The organism is Variovorax sp. GW821-FHT09D07 (assembly GCF_059416345.1).
Genome location: NZ_JBWKOY010000004.1, coordinates 172,658 through 187,420, shown reverse-complemented (window position 1 = coordinate 187,420; position 14,763 = coordinate 172,658). Strand labels below are relative to the sequence as shown.

Here is a 14,763-nt window from a genome sequence, read left to right as displayed (position 1 = left end):
GTCGGAGGTCAGGGAAGGCTCAGGCGGCGGCGTCCCACGCCACCGCCGGCAGCGTGGCGATGGCCGGCCGCGCGAACAGGTAGCCCTGGAACAGCTCCACGCCGATCTCGCGCAAGGCGCGCACCTCTTCGGGCGCCTCCACGCCTTCGGCGATCACGCGGATGCGCAGCTCGTCGCAGGTGGCGACGAAGCCGCGCACGATGGTCAGCCGCACCGGGTCGGCATGGATGCCGCGGATCAGGCTCAGGTCGATCTTCACCACGTCGGGCTGGAACGCGGCCAGCAGTTCGAAGCCCGCGTAGGCCGCGCCGAAATCGTCGATGGCCGAGGTGAAGCCGTGGCGCTTGAAGGCGCGGAAGGTGTCGGCCAGGCCGTGCAGGTCGCGCACGCGCTCGCCTTCGGTGATCTCGAACATCAGCTGGCGCACGGGGAATTTGCAGCGTTTGGCGGCGGCCATGGCGGTGCGGAAGCACTCGGCCTGCCCCGCGACGTCGTTGGGCATGACGTTGAGGCTCAGGCGCGACTTCATGCCCAGGCGCGAGGCGATCTCGATGGCCTTGACGCGGCAGGCTTCGTGGAAGGCGAAGCGGTCGACCGGATCGACGCGCCCGAGCACCTCGGCGGCACCTTCGCCCGAGAGGCCGCGCACCAGCGCCTCGTGCGCATAAATCTCGTGCCGGCCCAGGTCCACGATGGGCTGGAACGCCATGGTGAACCCCGAGGCGAGGCCAGCAGGCGCGGCATCAGCATGTATTTCGGCGATCACGTTGGATGGACCTCGCGGGCAAGGTTGCAATGGCGTTGGATGGCGACTCCCAAGAGCGTAAATGTAAACGGTTCTATACACCGCACGCACCACCCCCTCCGACAAGAGGTCGCGCCGCATGAAGACATCCGACCTAGGCCCGACCCAGGCTGTAGACCGAAATCACTCATGAGCTCTCCCGGCCTCGGAAAAATCTGTAGCAAGCTGTCGACGACAGGGCTGCGTCCTATGTCCCATCGGGGAGAGATTGGTTAGAAAGGGGGCGCCCACTACTGGAAACGGTGGGTGGGTTTTCACTGTCGTTCCTGGGTTTCCAGTCACCGATGAAAGGTCCCGTCCGATGCGCCACCAGCCTCGCTCCCTCCTTCGCACACTGGCCCGTACCGTGCTGCCCGTCGGTGCCTTGTTGACATTGCTGCCCGCGCAGGCGGTCACGACGACCACGACCTTCCAGGTCACGGCCACGGTGCTCAAGGCCTGCCTGATGACCACGCCGGCCACGCTGGCGTTCGGGCCGTACGACCCGGCGTCAGCCACCGCCCTGGCCGGCACCACCAGCCTCAACGTGACCTGCACCTTCGGCACGCCCTACTCGCTCGGCCTGAGCGCGGGCGGCGGCTCGGGCGCGACGATCACGAACCGCCTGATGACCAGCCCCACGGCGGCCGCCGGCAACAACACGCTGGGCTACGGCCTCTTCAAGGACAGCGCGCACCAGACCAACTGGGACAACAGCGTCGCCGGCACCGGCTACGTCGGCAACGGGACGCCCCAGACGCAGACGATCTACGGCCTGATTCCCACGGGGCAGTACACCGCGGCGCCGGCCATCGACTACACGGACACGATCACGGTCTCGCTGACCTATTGAGGGCGCCGTTGACCGCCTTCACCGCAGGCCGCCACGGCATGCGTCGCGCCCTGCTGCCAGTCGCATGGGGGGCCGGCCTGCTGCTGGCCGCCCTTGCCCCCGCTCCCGCCGCGGCCACCAGCCTCAGCGTGGCGCCGCTGCGCATCGTGCTCACGCCGCAGCGCCCGGTCGCCTCGCTCACCATGGGCAACGCCGAGGACACCGAGGTCGCCGTGCAGGCCGAGGTGGTGGCCTGGTCGCAGCAGGACGGGCGCGATGCCTACGAACCCACGCGCGACGTGCTGGTCAATCCGGCCATCTTCCGCCTGCCGCCGGCCGGGCGGCAGATCGTGCGCCTCGGGCTGCAGGTGCCGGCCGACGCCGGCGAGCGCAGCTACCGCATCTTCCTGCGCCAGCTGCCGCGCGACCAGGCCCTGCCGGCGGACGGTGCCGAGGGCGCGAAGGTGCAGACGCTGCTGCGCATCGGCGTGCCGATCTTCGTGCCGCCGCTGCAGCTGCGCCGCGCGCTGCAATGGTCGCTGCAGCCTTCGGGGCGCGCCACCGGCACGGCAGGCACCGCCTGGCGGCTGGTGTTCGACAACCAGGGCAGCGAACACATCCAGGTCACGCAGCTCGTGGTGCGCCGCGAGGACGGCACCGAACTGCTGCGCAAGAGCCTGTCGCAGTACGCGCTGGCCGGGCAGTCGGCCGGCATCGACATCGAACTGCCCGCCCTGCCGCCCGACACCCGGCTGCAGGTCGAGGCCGCCACCGATGCCCCCGAGGCGTCGTCCAGCGCCACCGTGCGCGTGCCCCGTGCGCCCGCCACGCCACGCTAGCTTGTGGGTCTGCTGCGGCTGGCTGGGCCTGCGCGTGGCCTGCGCGCAGACGTCGCCCACTGACGTGGCGGGCGAAGTGCAGCCCGCGATCCTCGACGTGCGCATCAACGGCCTGAGCCAGCCCGCGCCGCGACCGCTGCTGCGGCGCGGCGCCCAGCTGCTGGCGTCGGCGCCCGACTTCGCGGCCTGGCGGCTGGTGCGGCCTGCGACCGCGGCGCTGCAGCGCGATGGCACCGACTACTACGACCTGCGCGCACTGCCGGGCGCGCAGCTGCAGCTCGACGAAGGCGCGCAGAGCGTGGACCTGAGCGTGCCCGCCGAGGCGTTCACGCTGGGCACCGCGCAGGCATACACCGGCGACCGCCCGCCACTGTCGGCGTCGGCCTTCGGGGCCTTTCTCAACTACGACCTGGCCTTGCAGCACGACCGCGAAGGCACGCGCGCCTCGGGCTACTTCGATGCGGCGGCCTCGGGCGACTGGGGCCTGGTGGGCACGAGCGTCGTCGCGGGGCAGTCCGCATTCGGCGGACGCGGCACGACGCGGCTGGACAGCTACTTCCGCCGCGACGACCCCACCCGGCTCACGCGCCTCACGGTGGGCGACACCATCACGCAGGCTGCTGCATGGTCGACGCCCTTTCGTTTCGGCGGCGTGCAGTTCGGCACCCGCTTCGGCTTGCAGCCCGGCTTCATCAGCTACCCGATGCCGACCCTGCGCGGCGGCGCGGCCGTGCCGTCGGCGGTGGAGGTGTATGTGAACGACACGCTGCGCTATCAACGGCGTGTCGATGCCGGCCCCTTCGCGCTCAGCGACGTGCCCGTGCTCACCGGCGCGGGCGAGATGCGCTTCGCCGTCACCGACGCGCTCGGCGTGCAGCGCACCGTGACCACGCCCTACTACGTGAGCTCGAACCTGCTGCGCGCGGGCCTGTCCGACTACTCGCTCGAAGCCGGCTGGACGCGGCTGCGCTACGGCGAGCGCAGCTTCGACTACGGCCCGCCCTTCGTCGCCGGCACCTGGCGCCACGGCGTGAACGACAGCGTGACCGTCGAGGCGCGCGGCGAGGCCAGCTCGCGCAGCCAGACCGCGGGCGCCGGCGTGACCTGGGTCTGGGGCACGCTCGGCGAACTCTCGCTGCACGGCGCCGCCAGCCGCAGCAAGGACGGCGCCAGCGGCCGCCTCTGGCGCGCCGCCTACACGCGCACCAGCGACGAATGGAATTTCTCGGTGAGCCGCCAGGTGGCCAGCCGCGGCTTCACGCAGATCGCCTGGCACGACAGCCCCGTGCACACCGACGCGCAGACGCAGCTCTTCGCAGGCCGCTCGCTGGGTCGCTACGGCACGCTGGGCGCGAGCCACACGCGGCTGCGCTACAACACCGGCGAGCACATCGGCGTGACCACTGCCAGCTGGTCGATCGGCCTGGGCGGCAACGCCTGGCTCGGCACCTCGGTGGCCCACACGCGCCAGGACGGCAAGCGCTCCGTCACCTCGGTGAACGTCAGCCTCAGCTTCACGCTCGGCGATCGCCAGCACGCCACGCTCTCGGTGCAGCATCAGAAGCCGGGCGGCCACTCGGCCGTGGCCGAGTGGGTGCAGCAGCCGCCCAACGACACGGGCTGGGGCTACCGCCTGCGCGCCGCCGATGGCGAGAACGCGCGCAGCGAGGCTGCGGTCGATTGGCGCGGTCGCTACGGCATGCTGACGGCCGAAGCCGCGCGCGCCCAGGGCCAGACCGCGGTGCGCCTGCGCGCCAGCGGCGCCGTGGGCTTCGCGGGCGGCGTGGGCTTTGCCACCCGCCAGTCGGACGACGCCTTCGCGCTCGTGACCGTGCCCGGCGCCGCCGGCGTGAAGGTCTACCGCGAGAACCAGCCCTGGACCACCACCGACAGCGAAGGCCGCGCCGTCGTCTCGGGCCTGCGTGCGTACGAGCCCAACCACATCAGCATCGACAACGGCGACCTGCCGATCGAGGCGCAGGTGCGCAGCGACGTGCTGCGCGTGGTGCCGCGCTACAAGGGCGTGGCGCAGGCCAGCTTCGACATCGCGCGCGACGCCATCGCCAACGTCACGGTGCTGCTGCCCGATGGCAGCCCGCTACCGCCGGGCATCGACGTGATGCGGCCGGCGCGTGGCACCTCGCTGCTGTCGGGCTTCCACGGCCTCGTGTCGGTCGACGACCCGCAGCCGAACGAGCGCTTCGAGGCGCGATGGAAGCGCGGGCATTGCCGCTTCACGCTGGGCGAGCCCGACCGCGCCGCCGGCGCCTTGCCTTCAATGGGGCCCTACCGATGCGAACCCGTGTCCTCGTCCCCGCGCTGACGGCCGTCCTGGCGTTGGCCGGGCTGCTCACCCCGCGTGCGTCGCTGGCCGCCTGCACGGGTGCGGGCGCTTTCACCTGCACCGTCACGGTCAGCGCGGCAACGCCGTTGGCATTCGGCAACTACGACCCCGCTGCCACGGCGCCCAAGGACAACACCACGACCATCACCGTCGTCGGCAAGGTCTCCGGTTTGATCGCGCTTCTGGTCAGCGTGTCGTACACGATCAGCCTCGACGCGGGCCCGACCGGCAGCATCGCCAACCGGCAGATGACGGGCCCGGTCGGCGGCACGCTGGGCTACAACCTCTACACCGACAACGCGCGAACCGCCGTCTGGGGACTCAACAGCGTCTCGGACAACTACAACATCACCGCCTCCGTGCTGGGCACGACGGTGACGCGCAACTACACCGTTTACGGCCGCATTCCCGCGGCTCAGTACGTGGTGCCGGGCGGCTACGCCAGCACGATCACGGTGACGGTGACCTACTGAGGCTCAACCCCTCAGCATGCCCGCCAGCCGCTTGGCGATGAGTTCATCGGCCTGCGCCATGATGCGGTCGATGAGCTCCGCGCAGCTGGGCACGTCGTGGATCAACCCGGCCACCATGCCGCAGCTCCAGGCGCCGGCGTCCATGTGGCCCTCGGTCATCACCTTCGGGTAGATGCCGGCGACCTGGTCCATGATGTCGTCGATCTTCAGCGCGTCGCCCTTGGCGCGCTCGATCTCCATGAGGCGCTCCACGCCCGCGTTGTTGATCACGCGCTCGGTGTTGCGCAGCGAACGCATGATCAGGCGCGTGTCGAGCTCCGAGGCGTTGACGATGGCCTGCTTCACGTTGGCGTGCACCGGCGCTTCCTTGGTGGCGATGAAGCGCGTGCCCATGTTCATGCCCTCGGCGCCCAGCGCGAGCGCGGCCACGAGGCTGCGGCCGTCGGCCATGCCGCCCGAAGCGACGAACGGGATCTTCAGTTCTTCTGCGGCGCGCGGCAGCAGGATCATGTTGGGCACGTCGTCCTCGCCGGGGTGGCCGCCGCACTCGAAGCCGTCGACGCTCACGGCGTCGCAGCCGATGCGCTCGGCCTTGAGCGCGTGGCGCACCGAGGTGCACTTGTGGATCACCTTGATGCCCGCGGCCTTCAGCGCCGGCATGTAGGCCTCGGGGCTGCGGCCCGCGGTTTCCACGGCCTTGATGCCGCCTTCGACGATGGCCGCGATGTACTCGGGGTACGGCGGCGAGGCAAAGGTCGGCAGGAAGGTGAGGTTCACGCCGAAGGGCTTGTCGGTCATCTCGTGGCAGCGCGCGATCTCGCGCGCCAGCAGCTCGGGCGTCTTCTGCGTGAGGCCCGTGATGATCCCCAGGCCGCCGGCGTTGGAGACGGCCGCGGCCAGCTCGGCGAAGCCGACATAGTGCATGCCGCCCTGGATGATCGGGTGGCGGATGCCGAAGAGTTCGGTGATGCGGGTTTTCAAGGGAACGTCCTTTGGTCGAGAGTTGCTGGAGAGGAAAAAAAAATCAGGGCGGCGAGATGACGCGCAGCACGTCGCGCGCCATTGCCTTCATCCAGGCCGTGTCGCTCTTCAGCGCGGGCTCTGCGAAGGTCTTGGCAAAGGTGGGCCGTGCCATCTTGGCGTAGTTGAGCGTGCCGAAGATGAGCGTGAGCACCACCACGGCCGACAGGTCGTCGCGCACGAGGCCGGCCGCCTGCGCCGCGGCCACCAGGCCCAGGCTGGCCTGCAGGAAGCCTTCGAGCGGCCGGGTCTGCGCATGCTGGATGCGCTCGGCGTTGTCGAGCAGTTCGCGCGTGACCAGCTTGAAGCCCGTGGGCCGCGCGTGCATCCACTCGACCTGCAGCGCGACGAACGCCTGCAGCCGCGCAGGCAGGTCGGGGGCCGCCTCGACGCGCTTGCAGATGCGCGCCGTCAGGTCCTCGGCCTGCTTCTCGAGCACGGCGCGGTACAGCACCTCCTTGCTCGGGAAGTGGTGCAGCAGCCCCGGGTTGCCGACCTCGCAGTCGCGCGCGATGGCCGACAGCGACGCGCCCTGGAAGCCGTGGTCGGCAAAGTGTTGCTCGGCGCGCGCGAGGATCGTTTCTTTACGGGAAGGGGCAAGGGTGGCCATCGGGCGGTTCTGGAAGGCGTCACGCCTGGCGCATGCCGCGAAGACGCGACCGGCGATCAGACGCGACGCGCGCCATTCTTTCTTGTGTCTTGGGGTCTGGTTGTTGCACGCGCGACACCCTCGCGCGTCAGCGTGCGGCCGGCATGGCCGCCACCTGCTGCGCGAGCTGCGCATGGAAGCGCGGCGCGCTGTACTCGAAGGTGCCGAAGCTGAGCGCGTCGTTCGCGCCCGACGCCAGCCCGGCCTGGATCGACTCGGCCAGCGCGTAGTCTTCCGCGAGCGTGCGCCGGTACAGCGCCACGTTCGCGTCCCAGTGCGCCGTCGCCTTCTCCGAGGCCGGCGCCTCGGGAATCAGCGTGAGCTCGTGCACGCGCGTGCGCGTGGCGCCCAGCGGCTCCAGCATGCTGAGCTGCGCGTGGTCGGGCTGCACGAGGATGGTCGTGTTGGGAAAGAAGAAGTAGGTCAGGTTGCCGTAGCGGCGCGGATCGAAGCCGGCGGCATCGGGCCGGTGTTCCTGGAACTTCGACTTGAGCAGGTACAGGCGCCGGTTCAGGTCGAACTCGTCGATCACCTGCAGGTTGTGCAGGAACATGTGGGCGATGGTCTCGCGGTGCGCCACCTTGAAGTGGTAGGCCTCGAAGGAACCGTCGACCAGCAGCTTCCAGTTGGCCTCGACCTCGTACGTGCGCGGCGCATAGGCCACGGGCGCGCGCAGCCCGGCCAGCGACTCGAGGTTGTCCATGAGCGCGCCCAGGTGCGCGCCGGGGTCGCTGTCCGCCTGCGACGGATCGCACACGACCCAGACCACGCCCGCGCGCTCGACCGTGGCCAGCCGGCGCAGGCCCGACGCGTCCTGCTTCAGGCAGGGAAAGCCGAAGGACTCGGGCACGCCGCGCAAGGCGCCGTCGGGCTTGTAGGTCCATGCGTGGTACGGGCAGACGAAGGCGCGCGCCTCGCTGCCGCTGCCCTCGGGCACCACGCGCGCGCCGCGGTGGCGGCACACGTTGAGAAACGCCTGCACCTGCCCGTTCTCCTGGCGCACCAGCAGCAGCGGCACGCCGGTGTGCGTGAGCGACAGCCACGCGCCCGGCGAGGCGAGCGATGCGCTGGCCGCCACCGGCTGCGGATGCCGCTGCAGCAGCCGCCGCTCGTCGCGCGCGATGGCCTCGTCGGTGTACTGGCCGACCGGCACGCGGTCGCCCTCCCCTTGCGCGTCGGCGCGCCCGGCCTGCAGGGCCGTGGTCGCTCGGCGATGGAGTTCGGCTGCGAAGTTCTCGCTCATCGGGGGCTTTCTGTGCGATGCGATGCAGCCCGGTGAGCTGCGCGATCGGCCCAGTCTACCGACTGACCAGTCGGTACGTCAACCGCCCCCGAGACAGCGGTGGTATCAGGCCGGCTTGCGCAGGAAGCCCTGCTGGGCGCCGTTGCGGTTGGGCGCGAAGCCGTTGGCCCGCAGCGTCTCTTCGGTGGTCTCGTAGAACACGCCGATCTGCATGATCTCGCGCGCCTGCTGCGCGGTGGCGATGGGGCGGCCGAACTCGGTCGCGATGCGCACGAGCTGCTTGATCTGCTCGACCGAGCTCATCTTGCCGGTGCGGGTCTGGTTCCACAGCACGTCCTCGATGCCGCAGCGCACGTGCAGGCCCAGGGCGATGCCGATCATGTTCACGGGCAGCACGTTGAGCACCGAGCTCTCGACCGTGACCACCGCGCCGTCGGGTGCGGCGCGCAAAAAGTTGGCCAGGTTGTAGATGTTCGCCTGGTCCATGCCGCCGCTGATGGCCACCCAGTTCATCACCAGCGGGCCCTTGTAGACGCCGCGGCGGATCATGCGTTCGATGGTCTCAAAGCTGTTGATGTTGTAGCACTGGAACTCGCTCTGGATGCCCGCGGCCGTGAGGCGGCGGATGTGCTCCTCGACCCAGCTGGGGTTCGAGGGAACGATCATGTCCCGGTACGTCGAATACAGCCGCGGGTCGCCGCGCGACAGGCCCTTGAAGTCGTCCAGGCCGGCGTGCTCGGTCACGTTCATCTGCGTGGTGTTGACGGTCACCGTGACCTGGTCGGGCCGGGGCGTGAGCTCGGCCAGCATGTGGCGCGTGTCGTCGCTGAGCCACTTGGCGGCGGCGCCGTCGTCCTCGGGCGCGAAGCTGATGGAGCCGCCCACCTGGATGATCATCTCGGGCACGCGCGCGCGCACGCCGGCGATCAGTTCGTTGAACATCGACAGGCGCTTGCTGCCCTTGCCGTTGGCCTCGCGCACATGCAGGTGCAGCACGGTGGCGCCGGCCTCGTAGCAGTCGACCGCCTTCTGGATCTGCTCTTCCATCGTGACCGGAATGTCTTCCGGGAAGTCGGCGGGAATCCAGCCTGGCGCATAGGGCGCGGCCGTGATGATCAGGGGCTGCTGGTTCTCGGGATACAGGTGGCCGTCGAGGAAGTTCATGGGGTTGTCTCCGGTGAAAAGGTTGCGCTTGCAGCCAAAGTTTCTGGCGCAGCTGCGAAAACTTCTTGCTCATCGGGGGCGCGGTTTTGTCTTTCTGGGGCATTGGAATGGCGCGTGCAAAGACAGGTGTCGCTGTCGCGATCCGGTAAGTGGCCGACGCGTGGCGCCAAGCATCCAGCAGCGGTGGCGCCACAGAATCCGCACGCCCTTCTTGTCTCTTCCACCTGAGGACGAACCATGTGCCTGCATCTGCTGCGAGCCTCCCTTCTCTTCCTGGCCGCGCTGTGCTGCGGCACGGCCTCGGCCCAGGCCTGGCCCGACAAGCCGATCCGGCTGATCGTTCCCGCGCCGCCGGGCGGCATCTCCGACGCGGCGGCGCGGCTGCTCGCCGAACAGCTGCGCACGAACCTCGGCCAGACCGTGCTGGTGGACAACAAGCCGGGCGGCTCCGCCGTCATCGCCGAGCGCGCGCTGATGGCCGCGCCGGCCGACGGCTACACGCTGATGGTCGGACCGTCGAGCGTGCTGTCCGACATTCCGCTCACGGTGAAGACGCCCTTCGACCCGCTCAAGACCTTCACCTACGTCGGCGAGGTGACGGGCATGTTCCATGTGCTGGTGGCCAATGCCGGCTTCCCGCCGAACACGGTGAACGACCTGCTGGCGCATGCCAAGACGCACCCGCGCTCGGTCAGCGTGGCCAACCTGAGCACGGGCACGCGCTCCAACCTGCTGGGCGAGATGCTGCGCGCCCGCAGCGGCAACGACATCCTCGTGGTGCCGTACAAGGGCTCGGCGCCGGCGCTGGTCGACCTCATGGGCAACCAGGTGCAGCTGACCTTCGAGGTGGTGAGCAACGTCACTTCGCTGATCCGCAGCGGCAAGATCAAGGCGCTGGCCGTGGCCTCATCGAAGCGCTCGCGCTTCCTGCCCGACGTGCCCACCTTCGGCGAGCTGGGCCTGCCCGACTTCGTGATGCCCGACGCGAGCGTGGGCGTGTTCGTGCTCAGCAGCATGCCGCCGGCGCTGCAGGAGAAAATCCGCGCCGAGGTGGCCCGGGCCGTGCAGGCGCCGAAGTTCCGCGAGGCGCTGCTCGCGCAGAATTACGATCCGCCGCGCGAGGCGACACTGGTGCAGCTGCGCCAGACGCTGGACGCCACGACCGCCCACAATCGGGCCATCATCGAGAAACTGCAACTCAAGATCAGCCCCGAGTGAACATCACGGGGCCCTTCCCACAGCCACCATGAAGCACCTCGGTCGACTGATGCGCAGCGCGAGCCTCAGCGGCTACGTGGAGCTGGTGCAGTCGCTCGGCCGCGACCCGCATGCCTTCATGCGCACCGTGGGGCTGAAGGCGCAGCTGCTCGAGCACCCCGAGACGCTGATCCCCGGCGACGCGGTGCGCGAGCTGCTCGAGATCACCGCGCGCGCCACGCGCACCGAAGATTTCGCGCTGCGGCTGGCGGCGCAGCGCAAGCTCTCGGCGCTGGGGCCCATCAGCGTCGTGCTCAAGGAAGAGCCCACGCCGCGCGACGCGCTCGACACGCTGGGCCGCTACCTGAAGCTGGTGAACGCCTCGCTGAGCTTTCGCCTGGAGGACACGGGCGACATGGTCATCATCCAGGAAGACCTGCTGCCCAGCCCCGGGCTGCCGATGCGCCAGTCGATGGAGCTGGCCGTGGGCATCATGTTCCGCATCCTCGGCGAGCTCATCGATCCGCAGTGGCGCCCGCAGCAGGTGTGCTTCACGCACCGTCCGCCGGCGGACATGGCGGCGCACCGCGCCTTCTTCGGGCGCAACGTCAAGTTCAACCAGGATTTCAACGGCCTCGTGTGCCTGGCGGCCGACCTGCGCAAGCCGCGCGAATCGGGCGACCAGGGCGTGGCGCGTTTCGCGCGCGAGTACCTCGAAGCCGCACTGAAAGACCGCGGCGAGAGCACGCGCGAGGCCTGCCGCGAACTCATCCTCGCGCTCATGCCCGGCGGCGGCTGCACCGCGCAGGAAGTGGCGCGGCACCTGCGCGTGGACCGCCGCACGCTGCACCGCCGGCTCGAGGCCGAAGGCCTCACCTTCAGCCGCCTGCTCGACGACGTGCGCTCCGACCTCGTGAAGCGCCACCTGCGCGACAGCGACCTGCCGCTGAGCGAGGTGGCCGAGCTGCTGGGGTTTTCAGGGCCCAGCAGCTTCAGCCACTGGTTCCGCCACCACTTCGGCTGCAGCGCCTCGCAGTGGAGCAAGCAGACGGCCGGCGCGGTGGCTCAGGGCGCGGTGCGCGCGTTTTGAAGCAGGTCTTCGTGGCGCAGGGCATGTGCGATGCCCTCCAGCAGGCGCCAAGCGGCATGCGTGAAACGCCTCGTCATGATCGCCATCGTCCTTCTCAGGCCGCCTTGCGCAGGAAGCCCTGGTTGCCTCCGTTGCGGTTCGGCGCGAAGCCGTTGGCCGCGAGCGACTCTTCGGCCGTCTCGTAAAACACGCCGATCTTGGAGATTTCGCGCGCCTGCTGCGCCGTGGCGATGGGGCGGCCGAACTGGCGCGAGATGGCCACCAGCTGCTCGATCTGCGCCACCGTGCCGATCTTGGCGGTGCGCGTCTGGTTCCACAGCACGTCCTCGGTGCCGCAGCGCACGTGCAGGCCCATGGCGATGCCCATCATGTTCACGGGCAGCACGTTGCGCACCGAGCTTTCCACCGTGAGCACGGCGCCGTCGGGTACGGCGCGCACGAAGTTGGCGAGGTTGTAGATGTTCGGCGCGTCCATGCCGCCGCTGATGGCCACCCAGTTCATCACCAGCGGACCCTTGTAGACGCCGCGCCGCATGAGCCGTTCGACCGACTCGAAGCTGTTGATGTTGTAGCACTGGAAGGCGCTCTGGATGCCGGCCTTGGTGAGGCGGCGGATGTGCTCCTCGACCCAGCCCGGCTGCGCCGGCACCGTCATCTCCTTGTAGGCCTCGAAGATGGCCGGGATCTCGCGCGAGGTGCCCTTGAAGTCCGCCAGCTCGGCGTGCTCCGTGACGTTCATCTGCGAGGTGTTGACCGTCACCGTCACCTGGTCGGGCGTGGGCTCCAACTCGGCCAGCATGTGGCGCGTGTCGTCGCTGAGCCACTTGGCGGCGGCGCCTTCGCTCTCGGGCGCGAAGCTGATGGAGCCGCCCACCTGGATGATCATTTCGGGCACGCGCGCGCGCACGCCGGCGATCAGCTCGTTGAATTTCGACAGCCGCTTGCTGCCCTTGCCGTCGAGTTCGCGCACGTGCAGGTGCAGCACCGTCGCGCCGGCGTTGTAGCAGTCGACCGCCTTCTGGATCTGCTCTTCCATCGTGACCGGGATCTCGCCCGGGAAGTCGGAAGGAAGCCAACCCGGTGCATAGGGCGCGGCGGTGATGATCAGCGGCTGCTGGTTTTCGGGAAAGAGGTGGCCGTCGAGGAAGTTCATGGCGTGCGTCTGTCAGGTGGCGAGGCGGGGGCGGATGCGGCGGCGGTGTTCAGTACGGCACGTCGCCGACGATGCCGGCGCGTTCCATCTTTCGTGGCGCGGGCCAGTAGTCGTTCAGCGCGTAGTGCTGCGTGCTGCGGTTGTCCCAGACGACCACGTCGCCCGGCTGCCACGACCAGCGCACCTGGTACTCGGGAATGGTGGCGCGGCTGAGCAGGTAGTTCAGCAGCAGCGCCGCACCCGGTGTCTTGTCGATGCCGTGGCGCACGTTCTCGGGGGTGCTGTAGTTCACGAAGTGCGTGGTGAAGCTGCCCACGTAGAGCACCTTCTCGCCGGTCTCGGGGTGCGTGCGCACCACGGGGTGCTCCACGGGCGGATGGTCCTGGCCCAGCTTGAGGCGCGCTTCCATCGGCATCACGGCGCCGAACGAATGCTCGATGCTGGCCTTGGCGCGCAGCTTGCCGATCTTGTGCTTGATCTCGTCGGGCAGCTCGTCGTGCGCCTGCACCATGTTCACCCAGATGGTGTCGCCGCCGACCTCGGGGCATTCGATGCAGCGCAGCACCGCGCCCATGGCGGGGCTCTGGCGCCACAGGCCGTCGCAGTGGTAGGTGTTCTCGTAGCTGTGCTTGTTGTCGCTGCGATAGATGCGCACGAGGCCCGGGTGCTCGGGGTCGCTGCCGACCACGGGGTGGTCTTCCAGTTCGCCGAAGCAGCGTGCGAAGGCGACGTGTTCGGCGCGCTCGATGTCCTGGCCGCGGAAGAAAAGCACCTTGTGCTTGAGCAACGCGGCGCGGATCGCCGCAAAGCACTCGGGGTCGCGCGAGGCCTCGCCCAAATGGACGTCCGAGATTTCGGCGCCGATGGACGGCGTGAGGGGTCTGATCTTCATGAGAGGTCTCCGATGGAATGGCGCGTGCCGCTCAGTTCGCCTGGATGCGGTACTTCTTGACGATGGCGGCGTTGCGCTCCGACAGCGCCTTGGTCTCGGCGATGAGCGCGGGCGTGTCGACGCTGAGTTCGGGCTCCAGGCCCACGTCGAGCAGCTTCTGCTGCACGGCGGGCGCTTGGCCGGCCTTCTCGATCGCGGCATGGAGCTTGGCCATCACGTCGGCCGGCAGCTTGGCCGAACCGATGAAGCCGACCCAGCCGCGGAACTGCAGGTCGGGGTAGCCCAGCTCGGTGGTGGTGGGCAAGTCGGGCAGGAAGCGCGAGCGGGTCTTTCCGGTGAAGGCATAGGGGCGCAGCTTGCCGGCCTTGATGAGCGGCATCGAGGTGAGCATGCCGTCGAACATCAGGTCGACCTGGCCGCCCAGCAGGTCCTGCAGCGCGGGCGGCGAGCCGGGGTAGCCGATGTGCTGCAGGTCGAGCCCGGCGCGGTCGCTGAGGATGAGGCCCGCGTACTGCGACACCGTGCCGGGGCTGTAGCTGGCGAAGCTGGCCTTGCCCTTGCGCGTCTTCAGCTCGGCGACGAGGCCCTGGAAATCCTTGGCCGGGAAGTTCGCGGCCGTGACGAGCACCACGCCCGAGCGCGCCACCGAGCCGATGGGCACCACGTCCTTCAGCGGATCGAAAGGCATCTTCACGACCTGCGGCGTCTCGGCCAGCACGTTGCTGGCGGCCATCACGATGGTGTTGCCGTCGGCCGGCGCCTGCAGCATGGCCTGCAGGCCGATGGAGCCGCCCGCGCCGGGGCGGTTCTCGACGATCACGGGACGGCCGATGTCCAGCGCCATCTGCTGCCCGACGACGCGGGCCACGATGTCCATCGTGCCGCCCGGCGGCGCGGGAACGATGAGCTTGACGGGCTTGTCGCCCAGCGCCCAGGCCCCGAGGGCCATCGAGCATCCGACCAGCGCCACGGCGGCGGCGCGTGCAAATTGCAGCAGTTTCATGGGGTGTCTCCGGTTGTTGTCTTGCTGGCCTCGGTGGGCCGATGCCGCCAGTATCCGGCGCACCCCGCCCGCATTTCTTG

At 69.3% G+C, this 14,763-nt stretch carries 14 protein-coding genes; 6 read left to right on the top strand and 8 right to left on the bottom strand.

All coding sequences use genetic code 11. From position 1 onward, the window contains the following. Window positions 1-19: 19 nt before the first annotated feature. Complete coding sequence (locus AC07OX_RS16545) at window positions 20-709, bottom strand: EAL domain-containing protein (RefSeq protein WP_062477265.1); 690 nt, start codon at window positions 707-709, stop codon at window positions 20-22. Window positions 710-1,106: 397 nt separating this feature from the next. Between AC07OX_RS16545 and AC07OX_RS16540 the strand changes: the two genes are divergently transcribed. From AC07OX_RS16540 to AC07OX_RS16525, 4 genes are read left to right on the top strand one after another with little or no spacing between them, the layout of a single operon-like run. After that, complete coding sequence (locus AC07OX_RS16540) at window positions 1,107-1,637, top strand: Csu type fimbrial protein (protein ID WP_070062075.1); 531 nt, start codon at window positions 1,107-1,109, stop codon at window positions 1,635-1,637. 8 nt (window positions 1,638-1,645) lie between these two features. Further along, a complete protein-coding gene (locus tag AC07OX_RS16535; protein ID WP_495261158.1) occupies window positions 1,646-2,455 on the top strand; it encodes a fimbrial biogenesis chaperone in 810 nt (269 codons plus the stop codon). Between the two features lies 1 nt (window position 2,456). Then, on the top strand, window positions 2,457-4,778 hold the full coding sequence (locus AC07OX_RS16530) for a fimbria/pilus outer membrane usher protein (protein ID WP_495261159.1): 2,322 nt from the start codon (window positions 2,457-2,459) through the stop codon (window positions 4,776-4,778). Beyond that, complete coding sequence (locus AC07OX_RS16525; protein ID WP_495261160.1) at window positions 4,748-5,272, top strand: Csu type fimbrial protein; 525 nt, start codon at window positions 4,748-4,750, stop codon at window positions 5,270-5,272. The genes AC07OX_RS16530 and AC07OX_RS16525 overlap by 31 nt, the downstream gene beginning before the upstream one ends. A 3-nt stretch (window positions 5,273-5,275) precedes the next feature. Here AC07OX_RS16525 and AC07OX_RS16520 read toward each other — a convergent pair whose 3' ends face one another. The 4 genes from AC07OX_RS16520 to AC07OX_RS16505 form a co-directional block, all read right to left on the bottom strand. After that, entirely contained in the window at window positions 5,276-6,253 is a 978-nt protein-coding gene (locus AC07OX_RS16520) for an NAD(P)H-dependent flavin oxidoreductase (protein ID WP_062477251.1), read from the bottom strand. 43 nt (window positions 6,254-6,296) lie between these two features. Continuing rightward, window positions 6,297-6,902: a TetR/AcrR family transcriptional regulator gene (locus AC07OX_RS16515; RefSeq protein WP_095948777.1), complete on the bottom strand. Its 606-nt coding sequence runs from the start codon at window positions 6,900-6,902 to the stop codon at window positions 6,297-6,299. A 127-nt stretch (window positions 6,903-7,029) separates the two neighbouring features. Continuing rightward, window positions 7,030-8,184 (bottom strand): aromatic ring-hydroxylating oxygenase subunit alpha, encoded by a 1,155-nt coding sequence (locus AC07OX_RS16510; RefSeq protein WP_159273053.1) that lies wholly within the window; start codon window positions 8,182-8,184, stop codon window positions 7,030-7,032. A gap of 105 nt (window positions 8,185-8,289) precedes the next feature. Then, window positions 8,290-9,348, bottom strand: coding sequence for a beta-keto acid cleavage family enzyme (locus tag AC07OX_RS16505; protein WP_495261161.1), 1,059 nt, complete (start codon window positions 9,346-9,348; stop codon window positions 8,290-8,292). 237 nt (window positions 9,349-9,585) lie between these two features. Here AC07OX_RS16505 and AC07OX_RS16500 point away from each other — a divergent pair, with 237 nt between their 5' ends. Both AC07OX_RS16500 and AC07OX_RS16495 read left to right on the top strand, forming a co-directional pair. Next, window positions 9,586-10,566, top strand: coding sequence for a Bug family tripartite tricarboxylate transporter substrate binding protein (locus AC07OX_RS16500; protein ID WP_495261162.1), 981 nt, complete (start codon window positions 9,586-9,588; stop codon window positions 10,564-10,566). A gap of 28 nt (window positions 10,567-10,594) precedes the next feature. Then, entirely contained in the window at window positions 10,595-11,635 is a 1,041-nt protein-coding gene (locus tag AC07OX_RS16495) for an AraC family transcriptional regulator (protein WP_062477242.1), read from the top strand. 94 nt (window positions 11,636-11,729) lie between these two features. Here AC07OX_RS16495 and AC07OX_RS16490 read toward each other — a convergent pair whose 3' ends face one another. From AC07OX_RS16490 to AC07OX_RS16480, 3 genes are read right to left on the bottom strand one after another with little or no spacing between them, the layout of a single operon-like run. Beyond that, window positions 11,730-12,788 carry a beta-keto acid cleavage family enzyme gene (locus AC07OX_RS16490; protein WP_070062068.1) on the bottom strand — a complete coding sequence of 353 codons (1,059 nt, stop codon included), beginning with the start codon at window positions 12,786-12,788 and terminating at the stop codon, window positions 11,730-11,732. A 49-nt stretch (window positions 12,789-12,837) separates the two neighbouring features. Next, window positions 12,838-13,680, bottom strand: a complete 843-nt coding sequence (locus AC07OX_RS16485) for a TauD/TfdA dioxygenase family protein (RefSeq protein WP_495261163.1) — start codon at window positions 13,678-13,680, stop codon at window positions 12,838-12,840. 31 nt (window positions 13,681-13,711) lie between these two features. After that, window positions 13,712-14,683: a Bug family tripartite tricarboxylate transporter substrate binding protein gene (locus AC07OX_RS16480; protein WP_139702685.1), complete on the bottom strand. Its 972-nt coding sequence runs from the start codon at window positions 14,681-14,683 to the stop codon at window positions 13,712-13,714. Window positions 14,684-14,763 lie beyond the last annotated feature (80 nt).

Bases quoted from the DNA above. Each gene is read 5' to 3' on its own strand.
- AC07OX_RS16500 (WP_495261162.1), top strand. From the start codon at position 9,586: ATGTGCCTGCATCTGCTGCGAGCCTCCCTTCTCTTCCTGGCCGCGCTG.
- AC07OX_RS16540 (WP_070062075.1), top strand. From the start codon at position 1,107: ATGCGCCACCAGCCTCGCTCCCTCCTTCGCACACTGGCCCGTACCGTG.
- AC07OX_RS16505 (WP_495261161.1), bottom strand. From the start codon at position 9,348: ATGAACTTCCTCGACGGCCACCTGTATCCCGAGAACCAGCAGCCCCTG.
- AC07OX_RS16495 (WP_062477242.1), top strand. From the start codon at position 10,595: ATGAAGCACCTCGGTCGACTGATGCGCAGCGCGAGCCTCAGCGGCTAC.
- AC07OX_RS16515 (WP_095948777.1), bottom strand. From the start codon at position 6,902: ATGGCCACCCTTGCCCCTTCCCGTAAAGAAACGATCCTCGCGCGCGCC.
- AC07OX_RS16545 (WP_062477265.1), bottom strand. From the start codon at position 709: ATGGCGTTCCAGCCCATCGTGGACCTGGGCCGGCACGAGATTTATGCG.
- AC07OX_RS16525 (WP_495261160.1), top strand. From the start codon at position 4,748: ATGCGAACCCGTGTCCTCGTCCCCGCGCTGACGGCCGTCCTGGCGTTG.
- AC07OX_RS16510 (WP_159273053.1), bottom strand. From the start codon at position 8,184: ATGAGCGAGAACTTCGCAGCCGAACTCCATCGCCGAGCGACCACGGCC.
- AC07OX_RS16485 (WP_495261163.1), bottom strand. From the start codon at position 13,680: ATGAAGATCAGACCCCTCACGCCGTCCATCGGCGCCGAAATCTCGGAC.
- AC07OX_RS16480 (WP_139702685.1), bottom strand. From the start codon at position 14,683: ATGAAACTGCTGCAATTTGCACGCGCCGCCGCCGTGGCGCTGGTCGGA.
- AC07OX_RS16490 (WP_070062068.1), bottom strand. From the start codon at position 12,788: ATGAACTTCCTCGACGGCCACCTCTTTCCCGAAAACCAGCAGCCGCTG.